The organism is Paenibacillus sp. J31R98 (assembly GCF_056269245.1).
Map to the genome: position 1 here is coordinate 105,084 of NZ_JBWDNO010000009.1, position 17,045 is coordinate 122,128.

The 17,045-nt window shown below is 51.0% G+C and carries 15 protein-coding genes; 14 read left to right on the forward strand and 1 reads right to left on the reverse strand.

Features of this window, described 5'->3' with window-relative positions; translation table 11 throughout:
- The first annotated feature begins 123 nt into the window (after positions 1-123).
- From AC0YNX_RS26010 to AC0YNX_RS26065, 12 genes are all read left to right on the forward strand, one after another.
- Positions 124-609, forward strand: a complete 486-nt coding sequence (locus AC0YNX_RS26010) for a zinc ribbon domain-containing protein (RefSeq protein ID WP_475818620.1) — start codon at positions 124-126, stop codon at positions 607-609.
- A gap of 146 nt (positions 610-755) precedes the next feature.
- Positions 756-1,334 (forward strand): class I SAM-dependent methyltransferase, encoded by a 579-nt coding sequence (locus AC0YNX_RS26015; RefSeq protein WP_475818621.1) that lies wholly within the window; start codon positions 756-758, stop codon positions 1,332-1,334.
- 101 nt (positions 1,335-1,435) lie between these two features.
- Positions 1,436-1,678 carry a KTSC domain-containing protein gene (locus AC0YNX_RS26020; protein WP_475818622.1) on the forward strand — a complete coding sequence of 81 codons (243 nt, stop codon included), beginning with the start codon at positions 1,436-1,438 and terminating at the stop codon, positions 1,676-1,678.
- Between the two features lie 346 nt (positions 1,679-2,024).
- Complete coding sequence (locus AC0YNX_RS26025; protein ID WP_475818623.1) at positions 2,025-3,002, forward strand: C40 family peptidase; 978 nt, start codon at positions 2,025-2,027, stop codon at positions 3,000-3,002.
- A gap of 111 nt (positions 3,003-3,113) precedes the next feature.
- The gene (locus AC0YNX_RS26030) at positions 3,114-3,854 is read left to right on the forward strand and encodes a hypothetical protein (protein WP_475818624.1); all 741 of its coding nucleotides are present in this window, start codon (positions 3,114-3,116) and stop codon (positions 3,852-3,854) included.
- A 231-nt stretch (positions 3,855-4,085) separates the two neighbouring features.
- On the forward strand, positions 4,086-5,687 hold the full coding sequence (gene nagZ / locus AC0YNX_RS26035) for a beta-N-acetylhexosaminidase (protein WP_475818625.1): 1,602 nt from the start codon (positions 4,086-4,088) through the stop codon (positions 5,685-5,687).
- A gap of 237 nt (positions 5,688-5,924) precedes the next feature.
- Positions 5,925-6,788 carry an ABC transporter permease gene (locus AC0YNX_RS26040; protein ID WP_475818776.1) on the forward strand — a complete coding sequence of 288 codons (864 nt, stop codon included), beginning with the start codon at positions 5,925-5,927 and terminating at the stop codon, positions 6,786-6,788.
- 31 nt (positions 6,789-6,819) lie between these two features.
- Positions 6,820-7,713, forward strand: coding sequence for a carbohydrate ABC transporter permease (locus AC0YNX_RS26045; protein WP_475818626.1), 894 nt, complete (start codon positions 6,820-6,822; stop codon positions 7,711-7,713).
- 92 nt (positions 7,714-7,805) lie between these two features.
- Complete coding sequence (locus tag AC0YNX_RS26050; protein ID WP_475818627.1) at positions 7,806-9,491, forward strand: type 2 periplasmic-binding domain-containing protein; 1,686 nt, start codon at positions 7,806-7,808, stop codon at positions 9,489-9,491.
- A gap of 69 nt (positions 9,492-9,560) precedes the next feature.
- Positions 9,561-11,084, forward strand: coding sequence for a response regulator (locus AC0YNX_RS26055; protein ID WP_475818628.1), 1,524 nt, complete (start codon positions 9,561-9,563; stop codon positions 11,082-11,084).
- A 22-nt stretch (positions 11,085-11,106) separates the two neighbouring features.
- A complete protein-coding gene (locus AC0YNX_RS26060; RefSeq protein ID WP_475818629.1) occupies positions 11,107-12,864 on the forward strand; it encodes a sensor histidine kinase in 1,758 nt (585 codons plus the stop codon).
- 29 nt (positions 12,865-12,893) lie between these two features.
- Positions 12,894-14,099, forward strand: coding sequence for an ROK family transcriptional regulator (locus AC0YNX_RS26065; protein ID WP_475818630.1), 1,206 nt, complete (start codon positions 12,894-12,896; stop codon positions 14,097-14,099).
- Positions 14,100-14,644: 545 nt separating this feature from the next.
- On the opposite strand, the gene AC0YNX_RS26070 is transcribed toward AC0YNX_RS26065, so the two are convergent.
- A complete protein-coding gene (locus AC0YNX_RS26070; RefSeq protein WP_475818631.1) occupies positions 14,645-15,760 on the reverse strand; it encodes an MGDG synthase family glycosyltransferase in 1,116 nt (371 codons plus the stop codon).
- Between the two features lie 181 nt (positions 15,761-15,941).
- On the opposite strand from AC0YNX_RS26070, the gene kapB reads away from it, so the two are divergent.
- Positions 15,942-16,331: a kinase-associated lipoprotein KapB gene (kapB, locus tag AC0YNX_RS26075; protein WP_475818632.1), complete on the forward strand. Its 390-nt coding sequence runs from the start codon at positions 15,942-15,944 to the stop codon at positions 16,329-16,331.
- A 72-nt stretch (positions 16,332-16,403) separates the two neighbouring features.
- Positions 16,404-16,934 carry an orotate phosphoribosyltransferase gene (gene pyrE, locus AC0YNX_RS26080; RefSeq protein ID WP_475818633.1) on the forward strand — a complete coding sequence of 177 codons (531 nt, stop codon included), beginning with the start codon at positions 16,404-16,406 and terminating at the stop codon, positions 16,932-16,934.
- Positions 16,935-17,045: the final 111 nt, after the last annotated feature.

Consider the following 17,045-nt stretch of genomic DNA (forward strand, 5'->3'; position numbering starts at 1 on the left):
TAAACTAGAGCAAGAAGGGGACCGGCTAAACAAGCCGAGCGGTTCGTGACCAGGCCTATCCGTTTATGTTAAAATGATAGAAACGACACAATTAGACGAAAAGTTCAAAGGAGTCGATCATAGATGTCATTTTTCGATAAAGTGAAGCAAGGGGCTTCCGATGCAGCGAAGAAGGCGCAGCAGACGGTTGAGATTACGAAGCTGAAGGCCCAAATTAGCGGTAAAGAGAAAGAGATTGAGAAGGTGTACACAGCCATCGGCGCAGCGGTATATCGCGGGCATCAGATTCAGGACTTTGCGGCGACTGAGCAGGAAGTAGGCAATGCGTGCCATCAAGTTGACGAGTTGAGTGCCGAGATTGGCATGCTCGAAGAGCGCATTAAGGCGATTCGCTTCGAGAAGACTTGTACATGCGGAAAGGTTGTCGCTCTTGATGCGAAATTCTGCCCGGATTGCGGCAGCTCGCTTGGGGAAGAGCCGAAGGTGGAAACGACCGTTGGCGAGATCGTCGTCATCTGCAGCCAGTGCAAGACAGAGAATGAGCTGAATTCGAAGTTCTGCATCACCTGCGGTTTCGGGCTGTCCAGCGCAGGGCATGATTTTGAATAACGGGAGTTTCTAAACAGAGCAGTCTCGAGCAGCCCTTAACGGCTGTCACCCGAGACTGCTTTTTTATAATCAGACAAGCGCCGATACCGAATCCTGACTCCCCTCATAGAATAACTAGCATACTGGGAGTTAGGGAGGCGTGGGAGGTGGCTCACGAAACGTTTGATTATCGCATATTGGAAATTATTAAGCAGCATATGGTGGAAACAGACAGCTTGCTCGATATTGGGAGCGGCCCATGCGTAATGTTGGACAATTTGGATTTCTTCAATACGATCATTGCGCTGGACATCTATAGACCTTATCTCATCAATCGGGTAACGAAGTCGCCGCATATTATTCCGCTTCATGCCGATGCGTTATCGATAGGCCAGCTGTTCGTGCCGAGGTCCGTATCTGCCGTATCGCTCTTCGATTCGCTGGAGCATTTCACGAAGCTCGATGGGATCAAGGTGCTGAGAGAAGCCGAGCATATCGCAAGAAAGCATGTCATTATCTACACCCCACGCGGTTACTTTCCGCAGGAGGGCATCGACCACTTCGGGCTGAACGGCGAGCAATACCAGGCGCATCACAGCGGCTGGGAAGTAGAAGAGCTGGAGGCGCTCGGATATAAAGTGATTATTCTGAAAGGACAGCATAACAAGCTCAATCCTGCCTTTGTCCGGGCGTTTGGCGAAGATCACGAGCCGGTCGATGCGCTTCTTGCCATCAAGACGATGTAAGCGTTCAAAAAGTATTCACCTCCCAAGTGCTTTATTCGTTGCCATATGGATATATATAGTAATGACTTTTGTGAATTTAGCTCACTTGGGAGGCGTATGCCATGCTCGTACCGGTGGAGTCCAAGCAAATTGCATTCTGTTCGTATAACGAAGGCGAGTCGTCACTTTATTTGTACTATCATACAGGAGATGTCGCCATCTTCTCATCCATTGGCAAGACGGACTATCAATCTATCATTGATTCGCCGAACCGCTATGATACGCTGATGATGATTATGAAGAAGAGCCATTCGGAGACGGAAATTGATGCCGATTTCCCAGATCTGAATGCAGATCGAGGCTAAGTACTAGCTATTGGTATTATTTACATGTTGAGGGCGATTCTGCTTCTTTATAGTACTTTTGACACTTAAGGTAGGACCTGTTGTGAAGGGATTGTAAATGCAGGTAAAAGTTAGCTTTATCCTAACGAAATGAGCATTTTCTCCGTACAAAGACGTCCCGAATGGGAGGCGTCTTTTTTGCTGTGCAGGGGCATAGTGATGGGGCTTGCGAGCTAAGGCGGCGATCGACAAATGAGACAAGCGGACGATATGTCCTGTAGGCTCTCGAACGTACAATTGATGCAGGGCTAGAGAGCCTTCAGTACGAAGCAGCTCATCCATTATTTGAGGAGGAAGTTAAAGCATCATGAAAAAGATTACAGCAGCGTTACTTGTCTTTATCTTAGCCGCTCTGCTCGTCATCCCTGCCGCAATGGCTGCAAAAGGAACATCCCCGGTGGTTGGTAAAATCCAATCGAGCGTGAGCTTCCGCAGTCAACCTTCCACATCGTCCAACATCTATAAGTATTTTAAAACAGGCGACAATGTCGTCATTCTTGAAGAAGTGAACGCGAACTGGTACAAAGTGCAAGACGTGTACGGATCAATCGGTTATGTATCGTCCACGGACAAATACATTGCTATTATCTATAACGCTACGATTGCCGCATCGGTAAACTTCCGCACAACGCCATCGGCTGACGGCTCGAAGATCCGTCTTCTGAACAAAGGCGAATCCGTGCTGATCACAGGCAAGCCGAACAGCGCTTGGTATGCAGTGACAGACTCGAACGGCAAGAAAGGCTATGTCAGCACGCAAGAACAATACATAACGACTGGCCCGGCATTCTCTATGCCATCAGGTACAGTGAACCCGCCGTCGAATCCTTCCACGCCATCGGCGCCCGCGACGGTTGAGAAAATTATCGCAGCAGGCATGAAGTACTGGGGCACGCCGTATGAGTTCGGTTCCGACCGCGACACAACAACGACGTTCGACTGCTCTGACTTCGTTCGTACAGCATTCCGCGAAGGCGCGAGCATCACACTGCCTGCGGATTCCCGTAAGCAAGGCGACTACGTGAAGGCGAAGGGCTCCGTGAAGACGGACTGGCACCAATTGAAACGCGGCGACCTGATGTTCTTTATGGAGTACAAGGGTACGAAAGCTTCGTCTTATGCAGGGGTGAACAAAGCGACTGAAACCATTACACATGTCGGCATCTACCTTGGCAATGGCCAAATTCTGCATACATACTCGACTGAGTCCGGCGGCGTTCGTACAAGCGACATCGCAGGCACGCAGTGGGATTACCGCTTCCTGTTCGGCGGTAGCGCACTGTAATTAGGGATCTGAATTAGAAAAGACCTCGTTTCCATGGTAAAGTGGAAGCGGGGTCCTTTTTCTATGAAGAAAGAGCGATATAAACAATGTTCAGCAAGGTGGTAGCTGGTAATGGAATATAGATATGAAACAGCCAAAGAAAACTATGAGGATTATGCTAGCGGAAGAGTACTCTATAATGCCCAAGGAACAACGGCCTTTCCTGTAAGGCTGGCAAGCGAGATTATTCAGCGATGCTTTCGGGCGCTAGAAGCCCAGGGGAGCCGAGGCCCATATTCCATATACGATCCTTGCTGCGGAGGAGCTTACTTGCTCACCGTATTAGGATTCCTTCATAATGAGCGAATTCAGCGTATTTATGCCTCCGATATTAATGAGGATGTACTTGGGATTGCAGAGAAGAACTTATCGTTGCTTACGGATGCCGGGTTAAATAAACGGAAAGAGCAAATTAAAGAGTACATGGAGTTATACAATAAAGCATCGCATAGTTCGGCTCTTGAAAGTGCTGAGCGGCTAAGCAGTTGTCTTGAAGGCTCAACAATCGAGAGTGTGACTGCTTTTCAAAGTGATGTCACTGCATCTGATAATAAAGCCATGCAAACCCGAGTGAACATTATCATTACAGACCTTCCATATGGCGACATTGTTACTTGGAGAAGCGACAGCTCGAACCCGTTAGCCGATTTTTTTGAAAGTGCGTATGATCTGTTAGAACCTGCAAATTCCGTCTTAGCCGTTATTGCAGATAAGAGTCAGAAGTTGAAACACGAGAAGTTTAAAAGAATGGAATTCGTCAAAGTAGGAAAAAGACAATTGGCGATATTTGAACCTATAAACGCCTCCAAATGAATAAGAAATGGACAAGAACCCGGCTAATCGCCGGGTTTTCTTTTGTCGTAATATGCGGTTATTGTTCATTGACGGGATTTCCAACATCCCCCTATAATTAATAAATCCACTGGAGTAATTATATAGCTTGGGCAAATCATTCCTATTGGCTAGGAGCGTAAATCCCGATTCATGGTTGATGTGGATCGGGATTTTTGCATAGATAACAACCATTTAGAGGAGGCATATCCCATGTTCGTACGCAATGAGGGTAAAGTGCAGCAAGTCATTGAAAGGCTTAGTTTGAGGCAGAAGGTTGCCCTTATGTGCGTTACAGGAGTGCCGGAGCGTGAGCTGACGGAGGCTGACCGAGCCCGAATCAGTGAAACCGAAGTTGGCGGACTTGGACTGTTTCCTCATAATATTAGCTCGGAGTCGCAGTTCAAGCAGCTTGTGGCAGATATCGCCGAAGCCGGCCAATCTGGGAGTCCGGCCGAGGTTCAGCTGTATCCCACGTTGATGTCCATTGACGAAGAGGGAGGCAGCCTATCGAACTTGACTGGCTTCTACGTATCGGTTCCGGGGAACCGCGCCATCGGTCTTGCAGGCGATGCAAGTCTCGCTTATTTGACGGGCAAGGTAATCGGCAGCCAGTTGTACCGTCTCGGCATCGGCATGGACTGGGCGCCAGTTCTCGATGTGAATACGAATCCGCTCAATCCGGTGATCGGCGTCCGTTCTTTCCACGAAGATGCCTCGGTTGCGGCAGCATATGGACAAGCGTTCATCTTGGGGCTGCATCAATCCGGCGTTGCAGCGACTGCGAAGCATTTTCCCGGCCACGGCGATGTGGCGGTCGATTCCCATAAGGCGCTGCCGACATGCGGCTTGACGATAGAGGAGCTGCGCCGCGAAGCGCTCGTCCCGTTCAGGGCAGCTATCGAAGCGGACGTCGATGCGATTATGATGGCGCATGTCGTCTTCGATCAGATCCCGGAATCAGAAGGGCTGCCGGCATCGCTATCGCGTTATTTCGTGACGGATCTGCTGCGCCGAGAGATGGGCTACGAAGGCGTCATCTGCACGGATGACATTGAGATGCATGCAATCGGGCTGCACTATAGTCCCGAGGAAGCGGGCGTGCTTGCCGTCCTAGCCGGCAATGATCAAATTCTGATGTGCCACACGCCATCGTTTCAGGATCGCGTCATGGCAGGCATCATTGCTGCGGTGGAGCGTGGCGAAGTAGCGGAACAGCAGATCGACGCGTCGGTAAGCCGAATACTTCGGCTGAAGAAACGGATCGCTTCATATAGAAGGCATGCGGCGCCGCTAAATATGCAAGAGACAGAAGCGATGGCGATGCATATTGCCGCATCCTCGATCGCCGAGACGAGAGATCCGGCTGGACTGCTGCCGCTCTCCAGAAAGGAGCTTTACCTCCTCATTCTGCCGAGGCAGCGTAAGCTGACGCAGGCTGACAGCACGGAGGGCAAAGACATTTTGCTCGCGGACTGTCTGCGGGAGCGCGGTATGAATGTCATCACTGCAACGATTTCGCTGCAGCCGACAGAGGAAGAGATTGCAGGCATCATGGCACTTGCGAGGGCAGCAGACGTTGTCATTCAATGCACAATTAACGCGCATATGTTTAAAGAACAGCTGCGACTGGCAGCAGAATTGGCTGAAGTGTTGCCGCATCTGTGTCTTGTTCTCCGCAATCCGTATGATGCGGATGAGCTTCCGGCCAGCAGCAGCGTCGTGACCATTTGCTCCACTTCGGATACCAGCATGCAGGCGTTTACGGAGCTTTTTGCGCCAGAGCTAAGCGAGTCCAAACGTCAGCGGTTGTAACAGACTTATGTAAAGTGAGTTGCAAAGCGGATGCTTTTCGTTATTCGAGGGAGTATTTTGCCGCAGCCGATCCCCTTATCATGAAGATAGTAGAAAGAGACAAGAGGGGGATGGATGGTGCAGACAGAAACTTCGGAAGCACAGCGAGTTAGGCTACGCAGGCCAAGTGAGCGATCCGGGCAGCCGCTGCGCAAGAGCAAGCTTGTGCTGTTCGGCCGCCAATGGGATTTGCAGCTTATGGTCATTCCCGCACTGCTGTTCATATTCGTATTCAGCTATATCCCGCTGTATGGCATACTGACTGCTTTCCAGGATTACGACATGTTTGTGGGCTTCTTCGCAAGTCCGTGGGTCGGCTTTAAACATTTTCGCATATTCTTCGAATCTCCTGAGTTCGGCGAGGTGCTCTCCAATACGATCTGGATCAGCGTTCTGAAGATGCTGTTCTGCTTCCCGGCCCCAATCGTGCTCGCGCTCATGCTGAACGAAGTGAAGAACATGTACTTCAAGCGAATCGTCCAAACAATCAGCTACTTGCCTCACTTCTTCTCCTGGGTCATCGTATCCGGATTCATCGCTTCCATGCTCGCGGTGGATAACGGAAGCTTGAATATGGCGCTTGAGAAGCTGAACCTGATCGACGAGCCGATCAACTTCCTCTCGCTTCCGGAGTACTTCTGGACGATTCTGATCAGCGCGAATGTATGGAAGGAGATCGGATTTGCTTCCATCGTCTACTTAGCCGCGATTGCTGGCGTTGATCCTACTCTCTACGAAGCAGCTGCAATCGATGGCGCAAGCCGGTTCAAGCAAGTGTTTCTGGTGACGCTCCCGAGCATTCGGCCGATCATCATTATCTTTATGATTCTGGCAGTCGGGAACATCTTGAACGCTGGCTTCGAAGATATCTTGCTGCTAGCGATTAGTCCGACCGTGTCAGAAGTGGCGAACGTCGTGGACACCTATGTGTACCGGGTCGGGTTCAAGAACTCGAGATACTCTTACGCAACGGCAGTAGGCTTGCTCAAGTCAGTCATTAACCTCGGCCTGCTCATCGCGGCGAACGCGATTGCCAGAAGGAAGGGGTCCAGCTTATGGTAAACCACTTGCTAGCTAGGGGAGGCAGACGGCTATGAGACGCAGCACCGGCGACAAAATCTTCCACACAATCGTATACACACTGCTCGTCTTACTAGCTTTCGCCTGCTTCTATCCCTTCTGGAATTCCGTTGTCATCTCGTTTAATCTCGGTTCCGATACCGAGCTCGGAGGCATCGCCTTCTGGCCGCGCAGCTTCACGCTGCAGAACTACGAAATCGTCTTCCAGGATGGCCGTCTGCTCGATGCGTTCTACATCTCTGTATCGCGAACGCTGATCGGCACCTTCGCTGCGATTCTATGCACGGCGATCTTCTCCTTCGGGATGTCGCGGAAGAATCTGATTGGCCGCAAGTACTACATGCTCTTCTGCGTGTTCACGATGTACTTCAGCGGAGGTTTGATTCCAACTTACTTGCTCATCCGCGACATGAACTTGCTCGATTCATTCTGGGTGCTCGTCATCCCAGGTATCATCAACGTGTGGAACATGATCGTCTTCATCTCCTTCTTCAAAGACTTGCCTGACGGCCTTGAGGAATCGGCGAAGATGGACGGATGCAGCAATTTCGGCGTCTTGTTCAGGATCGTGCTCCCGTTATCAGGCCCTATCATCGCGACACTCTCCTTGTTTACAGCCGTCTCGCTCTGGAACGATTGGTTCTATGCCGGCTTATATATCACCAAGACCGAGCTGCTGCCGGTTCAGGCGCTGCTCCAGCAAATTCTGAACTCGAACATTATGACGACCGAGCTGCTTAATTTGAACTCGGCGGCACAAGAGCGAATTACCGCGATGCAGTCGATTACGACCAAATCGCTATCGATGGCGACGATGATTGTCGCTGTGCTGCCGATCATGCTCACGTATCCGTTCGTTCAGAAGTATTTTGTGAAGGGCGTGCTTGTCGGTTCGTTGAAAGGCTAGGGGCTTGTACATAGCAGCAGGCATAGCAACACATTTATTACAGCGGTTTTACGCGAAATAGCTTAATATAACTTGTACATGGAGGGTTAACGATGAAGAGAAAAAGAATCGCCGCTTCACTTGGAGTTGTATTGCTTAGTACGTCTATGTTGATAGCTGGTTGTGGCTCCAATTCTAATTCGGAGAACAACAAGGACAACAGCGCCGCGGCTGCTGGAAACAAGAATGCGAATACGGCTTCGAATACGAATGCGGCTGGCGAAGCTGCTCCTGCATTCCAATTCGGCACAACGCCGGTCACGTTCAGCTTCTACGGCAACTATGACTGGTATACGCAGAACCCGTGGGGAGCCGATCCAGGGACCAAATGGATTCAGGATAACAAGAAAGTATCGGTAACCGCTGTGCAAGCAGGCAGCTCGCCGGAAGTGAAACTCAATGCAATGATTGCCTCGAATGAGCTTCCTGATGTGATCTGGAGCGAGCGCGATGCGAATGTAGAGAAGCTGAGAGCTGCCGGCAAGCTGGTCGCGCTTGATCAATACGTCGACAAATACCCGAACTTGAAGAAATGGGCGGGCGAAGCAACGCTCAACATGCTGAAAGCCGAGGACGGCCATCTGTACGTATTCCCGAACTGGTACGCGAACTCTGCTCGGGGCAACGGCGGCTACATCGTCAATACACAGATATATAATGAACTGGGCTCGCCGAAGCTGGAAACTTTCGATGACTTATATGCTTACTTGAAAGCTGTAAAAGAGAAATATCCGAAGATCATTCCGTTCGAAACCAGCATCGGTGCGCAAGGCATCTATGAGCTGTACTCCGGCTTCGCTGAGGATCATCCGGTTCAATTCGTCAGCCAGATGGCAGTGCCGAATGGAGATAAGTTAGACTCGATCTTCACCGATCCAACGTTCAAAGAAACGCTGCAATTCGCGAGCAAGCTCTTCCGCGAGAAGCTTGTTACGCAGGATGCGCTGACTCAGAAGATTGAACAGGTACGCGAGAAAGTGACGACGGGCAAAGTTGCAGTCGCTGCTGCCTTCAATGTCACGGACCTTGGCGCAAGAGGATCTGTCGCGTTGAAAGCGAAGGATCCGAACGCTGGTTACACAATGATCTGGCCGCTGCAGAAGGGCGGTCTGGACAAGAATAAGATCTATGCAACGCAGTACGATACGCTCGGCTGGAACGTCAACATGATTACGACTTCGGCGAAAGATCCGGAAGGCATCTTCGCTTACCTGGATTGGCTGACAGGTCCGGAAGGACAGCGCGTCGGCTTCTGGGGACCTCCTGGCCTGTACTGGGATGGCTCCGATGAGACGGATGCACCGAAGTTTACGGATAAATATGCAACGGATAAAGAAGGCCTCAGCAAATTGATGTCCACGATGGACTCCTTCAACTGGGCAGGCAACACGACGTTCATTGACCAAGCGAAGTCGAAGCATGAGCTGTCGCTGCCTGCTGATCAGCAGGAATGGGCAACCGTCGCGCAGAATGCCGTCGCATGGAAGACAGCGTTCAACATCACGCAATTCGCCAATATGGACCCGGCTCCAACATCCGAAGAAGGCGTCATTGCACAGCGGATCAGCGATATCTTCACGCGTCTGTTTGCGAAAGCGATCTTCGCGAAGGAAGAAACAGAGGTTGATTCGATGCTGAAAGCAGCAAGCGAAGAGGCGAATTCGGCAGGCTACGAGAAGCTCCTTGCGTTTAAGACAACGAAGTGGCAGGACAATCTGAAGCGGATTAACGAGAAGTAAGATAGAGATACACTCTATTTATAGCTTGGAAGAGAAGGTATACTTTACGTATGCCTTTTCTTGCATGGAATGGGAGGTGATGACATGTACAGCGTGCTCGTCGTGGATGACGAAACGATGGATTTAATCGGACTTCAGCAGCATATCGAATGGGACAGGCTTGGCATGCATGTCGTCGCCGCATGCAACAGCAGCTTCAGTGCGCTAGATTATATGAAGCATAACAAAGTAGATATTGTCGTAACGGACATCAACATGCCGATTATGTCGGGGCTTGAGATGGTGAAGCAAATCATCGAGCAGCGGCCGCAGCTGAGGGTTGTTTTCGTTAGCGGCTACTCTGAATTTCATTATGCGAAGCAGGCGATCTCGCTCAATGCGGCAGGCTATGTGCTGAAGCCAGTCAATGACGATGAGCTGTTCGAGGTGCTGCAAGGCGTGAAGGCGGAGCTTGACAGCGACACGATGCGCGCCGAGTGGCAGAAGAGCGAAGCAGTGAATCAACTGCTGAACGGGCATTATGCAAGAACAGAGCTGACGCCGGCAGCAGGCTTATCCGTCGGCATCATTGAGCTTGATGATATGAACTGGAAGCTGCGAGCGGCAGGCGTAGAGAAACAGACAACTGCCTTCGACAAGCAGCTGCAGCAGATTGCGGAGCTGCTTACGATGGAGAATATCCAATATTTCAGCAAAACCGATGAGAAGCGGATGGTCATAATATTGCAAGGAGCAGAGCCCGAGGAGCAGCTCAGCCGAATCATGAGTCTAGTAGGTGCGAAGCTGGGATGGTCCATGACAGCTGGGCTTGGCGGTCTTGTGCATGAGCTGCATCAGCTCCCGGAATCGTTTCAACGTGCGAGAGATGCGATCGCGCACAAAATGTTTTACGGCAAAGGCAAAGTCATTGCCGCTGCCGGTATGAAGCCGCATACGGAGCTGCAAGCCAAGCAGCTTAGCGAAGTGCTCGATGCGCTGTTCACGGCGCTCGTGCAGTATCAGCTCGTCAAGGTCGACGACTGCATTGAGGATCTATGCAAGCTCGTGAAGACGTTCGGCGACAAGCATGCCGTCTACGTGTACATGCTGCATGTCGTTGCTCAGCTTGATTTTCGCTTACGGACGGTCAATGAGGACTTGTACCAAATTCTTGGGCTTGGGGTAGAGAAGCTCGATATCGTGCTTCAATTCGAGACGATCGAGGATATTCAGTGGTGGCTCCGCGGCCAGCTCTTCCAGCTCTCCGAAACGCTCTATCAGCGCAAGCAGAAGAAGAATCGGAAGCTGATCGCAGAGGTTGAGAAATATATTACGGATCATATCGAAGAGGATCTGTCGCTCAAGGATGTTGCGAACTATTTCTCCTTCTCTCCGAATTACTTGGGCTACCTGTTCAAGGAGGAAGCGGGCATGAACTTCAGCGATTATGTGATAGAGAAGCGGATGGAGCGGGCAAGCGTCCTTCTGAAGGTGTCTAGCACGAAGATTTACGAGGTTGCGAATCAGCTCGGATACAAGAAGCTGAGCAGCTTCAACCGCCAGTTCAAGGATCAATTCGGTCTCACGCCAAGCGATTATCGTAAACAAGGGTGAGTGAACAAGGATGGAGCGAGCCGTGCGCAATACGAAATACCGGTCGGTCGGCAAGAAGCTGTTTCTCTCTTATCTCATATTGCTGATCACGCCCGTGCTTGCGATCGGCTACTATGCGTATACGTCATCCGTGAAGTCGGTTCAGGAGCAGACAAGCGCAGCGGTAAGCGGCACGCTCAGCCAAATTCATGATAATATCGCCTATCGGATGGAGGATATTAAACATATTTCCGATGAACTCTATCTCGATCAGACGATGCAAAATAATTTGAGCAAATACGAGGAAGGTTACTATAGCTACGAGAATATGGCGAGGTACTTGCAGCCGAAGCTGACGAACATGCTCAGCTCTATGGTGAACAATGTGTGGCTTGATATTTATACGGATAATGAAACGGTGCCCGAGGTGTTCTTTGCTAGAGGCAGCGACATCGATCCTCTCTCTGCAGGACGAGATTTCGAGATTATGCATATGGATCGTCTGCGAGAGCAGGAATGGTATAAGAAGCTCGACTTCCCTCAAGAAATCTATGGAGAGACTTTCGTATGGGGGCAGGTAGACAATGATGCGCGTTTCGGCAACATCTCGCTGATGCGCCGGCTTATTAATTTCGACGATGGCAGCAAGCAGTTCGGTTTCATGCGGATCGTGACCAAGATTGGCGACCTGCTGCAGGCTGTGGATTATCGCAAAATCACGGATGAGAGCATTCTGGTCGTCTCCGATTGGAACGGGAAGACGCTGTACACCTCTGCTCCGCCTGAGATCGGCGTAGATTGGGATAGCGCCGCGACGGAGAGCGACTATATGATGATCTCGAAGGATATCGCCGGCTTGAAATGGAAGCTGTCGGCGTATATTCCGCGCAGCTACTTGAAGGCGAATGCGGTAGCGGTCCGAAACGTCTATATTATGGTCTGCATTCTCATCGTGGCGGTGCTCATTCTGATGGGTGCTTTGTTCTCGAAATATTTGCTTCGCAACATGACGAAGATTATTGCTGCCATCGACTCGTTCCGGGAAGGCGACTTCTCCAGAAGGATTCATTTCAAGTCGCGTGATGAGTTCGCCCAGATTGGCGATGCCTTCAACAATATGGGCCGTAACATGGAAGAGATGATTCAGAACCTGTATATTGCCAATCTGCAAAAGAAGGAAGCGGAGCTTGAATTTCTCCAGACGCAGATTAATCCGCATTTTTTATACAATACGCTATCATCGATTAGCAGGCTGGCGAAGTTCGGGCAGACAGACAAGCTGCAGAAGACGGTCTTCGGGCTGGCGAAGTTCTATCGTCTGTCGCTGAACGATGGACGTATATTGACCTCGGTTACGAATGAAATCGAGCATTGCAAAGTGTACACGGAGCTGCAGCAGGCGAAGTATGAGAACCGGCTTCGCGTCTATTACGAAGTCGATCCGCAGGTGATGGGCTACTCGACTGTTAAGCTGATTCTGCAGCCGTTTATCGAGAATACGCTCAAGCATGCTTGGTATGGCGACCAGATTAATATTCGAATTACCGCTCAGCTGGAAGAAACCTGTGTGGTGTTTCGAATCATTGACGATGGCGTTGGCATTCGCAAAGATCTGCTGGAGCAAATATTGGACCCGGCGGGCGTGCAGCTGGGTTACGGCATTCGTAACGTCGATTCGAGAATCAAGCTGCAATTCGGTGAGGCGTACGGCGTGACGCTGTTCAGCCGTCCGGGCATCGGAACGGCTGTTACGATCAAGATCCCGCTCTATCAAGAGCCGCCTGCTATGCTCGGAGCTTAAATGTTCAAGAAGGAGGGAGTTAGCCGCAGATGAAACAGATCAAAGGAGATCTCCAGACGATGAAGGAGATGAACCGCGCCGCCATTCTCCGGCTGCTGCATCGGAAGGGAACTTTAACACGAGTGGAGATAGCGCGGCTGGCTCAATTGACACCGACTACCGTTTCCTCCCAGATCGATGAGTTGATGAAGGAAGGGTTCCTGGATGAGCTCGGCAAGACCGAATCGACGGCGGTCGGGCGCAAGGCCGTGCAGCTTGAGCTAACGCGCAGCAAAGGCTACGTTATCGTCATTGGCCTAAGCAATGCGTCGTTTACGTGCGCGTTGGTGAACTTTCATGGCGAGATCGTTCAGGCTGCTACAGTTCCGAGCGTGCGGGGAAATGCTGATGTCGAGCGATACTTGAGCGAGGCGATTCCGCAGATCTTGAGGCAGGCGGGGATTGAAGAAGCGGCGGCGCGCGTTAAAGGCATCAGCATCGTATCGCCAGGCATTATCGATGAGCTCAGCGGTTCGATCAAGCTGTCACGCGGCTTGCAGCTGAATGGTTTGGCGGTAAAAGCCTTCTTGGCGGCGAGCTACAATTGTATCATTGAAGTTGTGAACGATATGAATGCGTCGGTCTTCGCAGCCTATTACTACGGTCTTAAAGCCGCTTACCGGAACGTGATCTATGTATCGGTGGAGGAAGGCTTAGGGTCAGGGATAATCATTAACGAGCAGATCTATTCCGGTTCTGCCGGAGCAGCGGGCGAAATCGGCCACACGCTCGTGGATGCGGGCGGCATGCAGTGCGAGTGCGGGAATTATGGCTGTATCGAGACGGTGCTCACGTCGCCTTACATGCTGAAGCGGGCGCAGGCGGCTGCGTTGGCAGCGGGCATCGAGACGGTTCCGCAGCAATTCGACGATGTGCTTAAGTTGTACGAGCAGGGTGCGGCGGAGTGGCTGCTGCCGATGATGGAACAAGCGGCACAAGTGATGAGCCAGATGGTTGCTTCGATCTACAATTTCTTGAACCCGGAGATGGTGATGATCGGCGGCTGGCCTAGCCGTTCGGAAGCTTTCATGCGGGAAGTCAAGCGTAGGCTGGGACTGTTTCCGTTCCCAGCAGAAACGGACGGCTCCCAGTTCGTATTCCGCAGCGTAGAGCTGGATCAGTCGCTCGCAGGCGCTGCAACTTGGCTGCTGCAGGATCTGTTCGGCGGCGTTCATTTCTCGCAGCGGTATAATTAGTGTGGCAAGCTGAGCATTGGGGCGATTAGTTCCCCCGGGGTTCAGCTTGTTGTTATTTTGGGAGGGGGGCTGAGCCGGTATGGCAGCTCTTGATCATAGTTGCGCGTGCGAGGAACCTGGTACTCCAGGTATCTACATTAGTGGAAAACCGTCAAATGGAGGGGGAGAGAGCACTCCAGGTATCTACATTAGTGGAAAACCGGCAAATGGAGGGGAAGAGAGTACTCCAGGTATCTACATTGCAGCCCTCCCTCAGCCATCTGTCACCCCGAACTCTCTAACGAATCACAGACACGTTATTCGGTCAAAAAGAGTCCGTTACAAAATCTAACGAACCACAGACACGCTATTGCATGGAAATGGTGCTGATTGTGGCAGAAAACAGCCAAATAACGTTGCTGAGATTCGTTAGAATCGAGAAAGGCCAATTTTCCGGCGAATAAGCGCATCTGGATTCGTTAGACGAGGCGACATCTTCAAGCTGAGCGAGCAAGCAGACGGATCGGAGCTTGATTGAAGTGCCTCTCACAAGCGAAAAAAAACCGTCACTGCATCAGCTGCAGGACGGCGCGCGAACATTCCATCGGATTGTAGTGTTGATTGCGTTTATTCATCAGGGCCATCCGGTGCTGCACCGACGTGTATGGCTCTTGGATGATCTTGAACCATTTGTTGATCGTCTCGGTTGACTCAAGCATCTCGCCGAATCCGCTTGCAACGAAGTATTCGCAGTTCACTTCTTCTTGACCTGGAATCGGTTCGTAGAACAGCATCGGTATGCCTTTGCTGAGGCCTTCCGTACAGGTCATCCCGCCGGGCTTGGTAATCAGCAGATCGGACAGATCCATCAGCTTGTTAATTTCTTTCGTGAATCCGAGCACCTTAATGTTCGGGTGCTGGAAGTTAGGATCGGCGAGCATCCGCTCCCGCACTTTGTCGTTGTTGCCGACACAGTAGATGAGCTGGACGGAATCGCGGTACCGCGTCATATACGATAACAGATCATCGCTGTACATAATCCCCCAGCCGCCGCCCATAATAAGGACGGTTGGCAGTGCTTTCAGATCGAACTGCGCCTGTAGCTCTGAGCGGTCATGCGTCTGCCAGAAGTTCGGGTGCACCGGAATGCCGGTAACCTGAATCCGGGTTGCCGGGATGCCGCGCTCGGTCAGTTTCTTCTTCACTTCCACTGTGGATACTAAGTATTTGTTCACTTCTGAACTCGTCCAAGTACCATGCGCGTCATAGTCCGTAATGAGCGTATAGAGCGGAATGTTAAGGCCAAGCCGCTTCAGCCGCGCTACGACGGCATTCGGAACGGGATGCGTACAAACGATAAGATCAGGTCTCAGCTGAGAAATAACCTGTGCCGTATGCTTATAGAACAAACGGTGCAGCGCAAGCTGCGTGAATCGGTTTAATGATTTCTTATATTGTCTGCGATAAAGCGTGCCGAGAAGTTTCGGCTGCTTTGTAACGGTTTTGCGATAGGCGGATACAATTAAAGGCCCAATAACCGGATTGAGAAAATTGCCCAGTTCGAATACCCGGGTTTGAATATGAGGATCTAGCGAACGCAATCCGACAGCTAGTGCATAGGCGGCTTGGGTATGGCCGGATCCGAACCCTTCGGATAGGAGCAACACTCGTTTTTTACGCATTTCTTCACCTGCTTCTCTAACCGGATCAACAACTATAATAATGCTCCTACTCAATATTACGATGCATCAGAACACAACACAAGATTGGAATTAGCACTTGCGGTTGCTTGGCGCATTAAACTATTCTAAAAATAGGAGATTTGTGCTCCTATGTACACGAATGAGAATGGAGTGGTTGAACATGCAGCAGCAAGAAAAATGGATTCCGGAGATTGGTACAATTGTAGCCTTTACCTATAAAACAGGACAATATGCAGGGGAAGTCATGGAAACGAACGGGCCGCGAGCGCTGCTGAAGGTGCTGGCTGTGCTCAAGCATCCGGAGCAAGGCGATTTGCACAACCCGTACAACCCGGATGTGCCGATGTTCCACGAGCGTAGAGCGCTGAGCTATACGGAGAAAACGAATGTTCCGTACGGGGATATCAGACCGTTTCGCGGTGAAGTGACACCATATAAAGAGTCGCTTGAGCAGGCCGTTCAGGCGGAGATTGAAGCCATTGACCGGTTGAAGCGCTGGGCTGAGCGAGGTCTTGAGCAGTTGCAGCAGCTGGCGAAGGAGTATAAGTAAGCGGGCGAGAGGCAAGCAGCAGGATAATAATAAAGGCAGGTTACCTGCCGCATCTCCAGGGAGCTGACATGTATGAGCAAGCAAATTCTTGCACGAGAAATATACGAAGCATCGCGATTGTCGGGGGAGTTCACGCTTCGATCCGGGCAGCGGTCGGATACGTATTTTGACAAATACATGTTTGAAGCGAACCCTCGTCTGCTAAGCGCCATTGCAGCTGAGCTATCCTCGCACATTCCGGTTGGCACGCATGTGCTGGCAGGACTTGAGATGGGCGGCATTGCGATTGCGACGGCGCTTTCGTTACATACGAATATTTGTGCGGCGTTCGTCCGTAAGCAGGCGAAAGCATACGGAACGCGCAAGATCGCGGAAGGCTGCGACGTGCGAGGCAAGAAGGTATGCATCGTTGAAGACGTCGTGACGACAGGCGGGCAAATTCTCCAAAGTGTGAAAGAGCTGAGAGATGCTGGCGCGATTGTGCAGGATGTCGTCTGCGTCATTGAACGTCACCCGGATGGACGAGCTAAGCTGGAGGCGGCAGGGTTGAAACTGTATTCGCTGTTTACAATGGATGAGCTTGTTAATTCGGCGGCTAAATGAGTAAATGCTTAAATGAGTAAAAGAGTAAAGGATTGTAAGAATGACTAAATCTTCGACCGAATGACCGTATTGTATTTTTGGTCAGTTTTTGATAATATAACTGTCAACGAG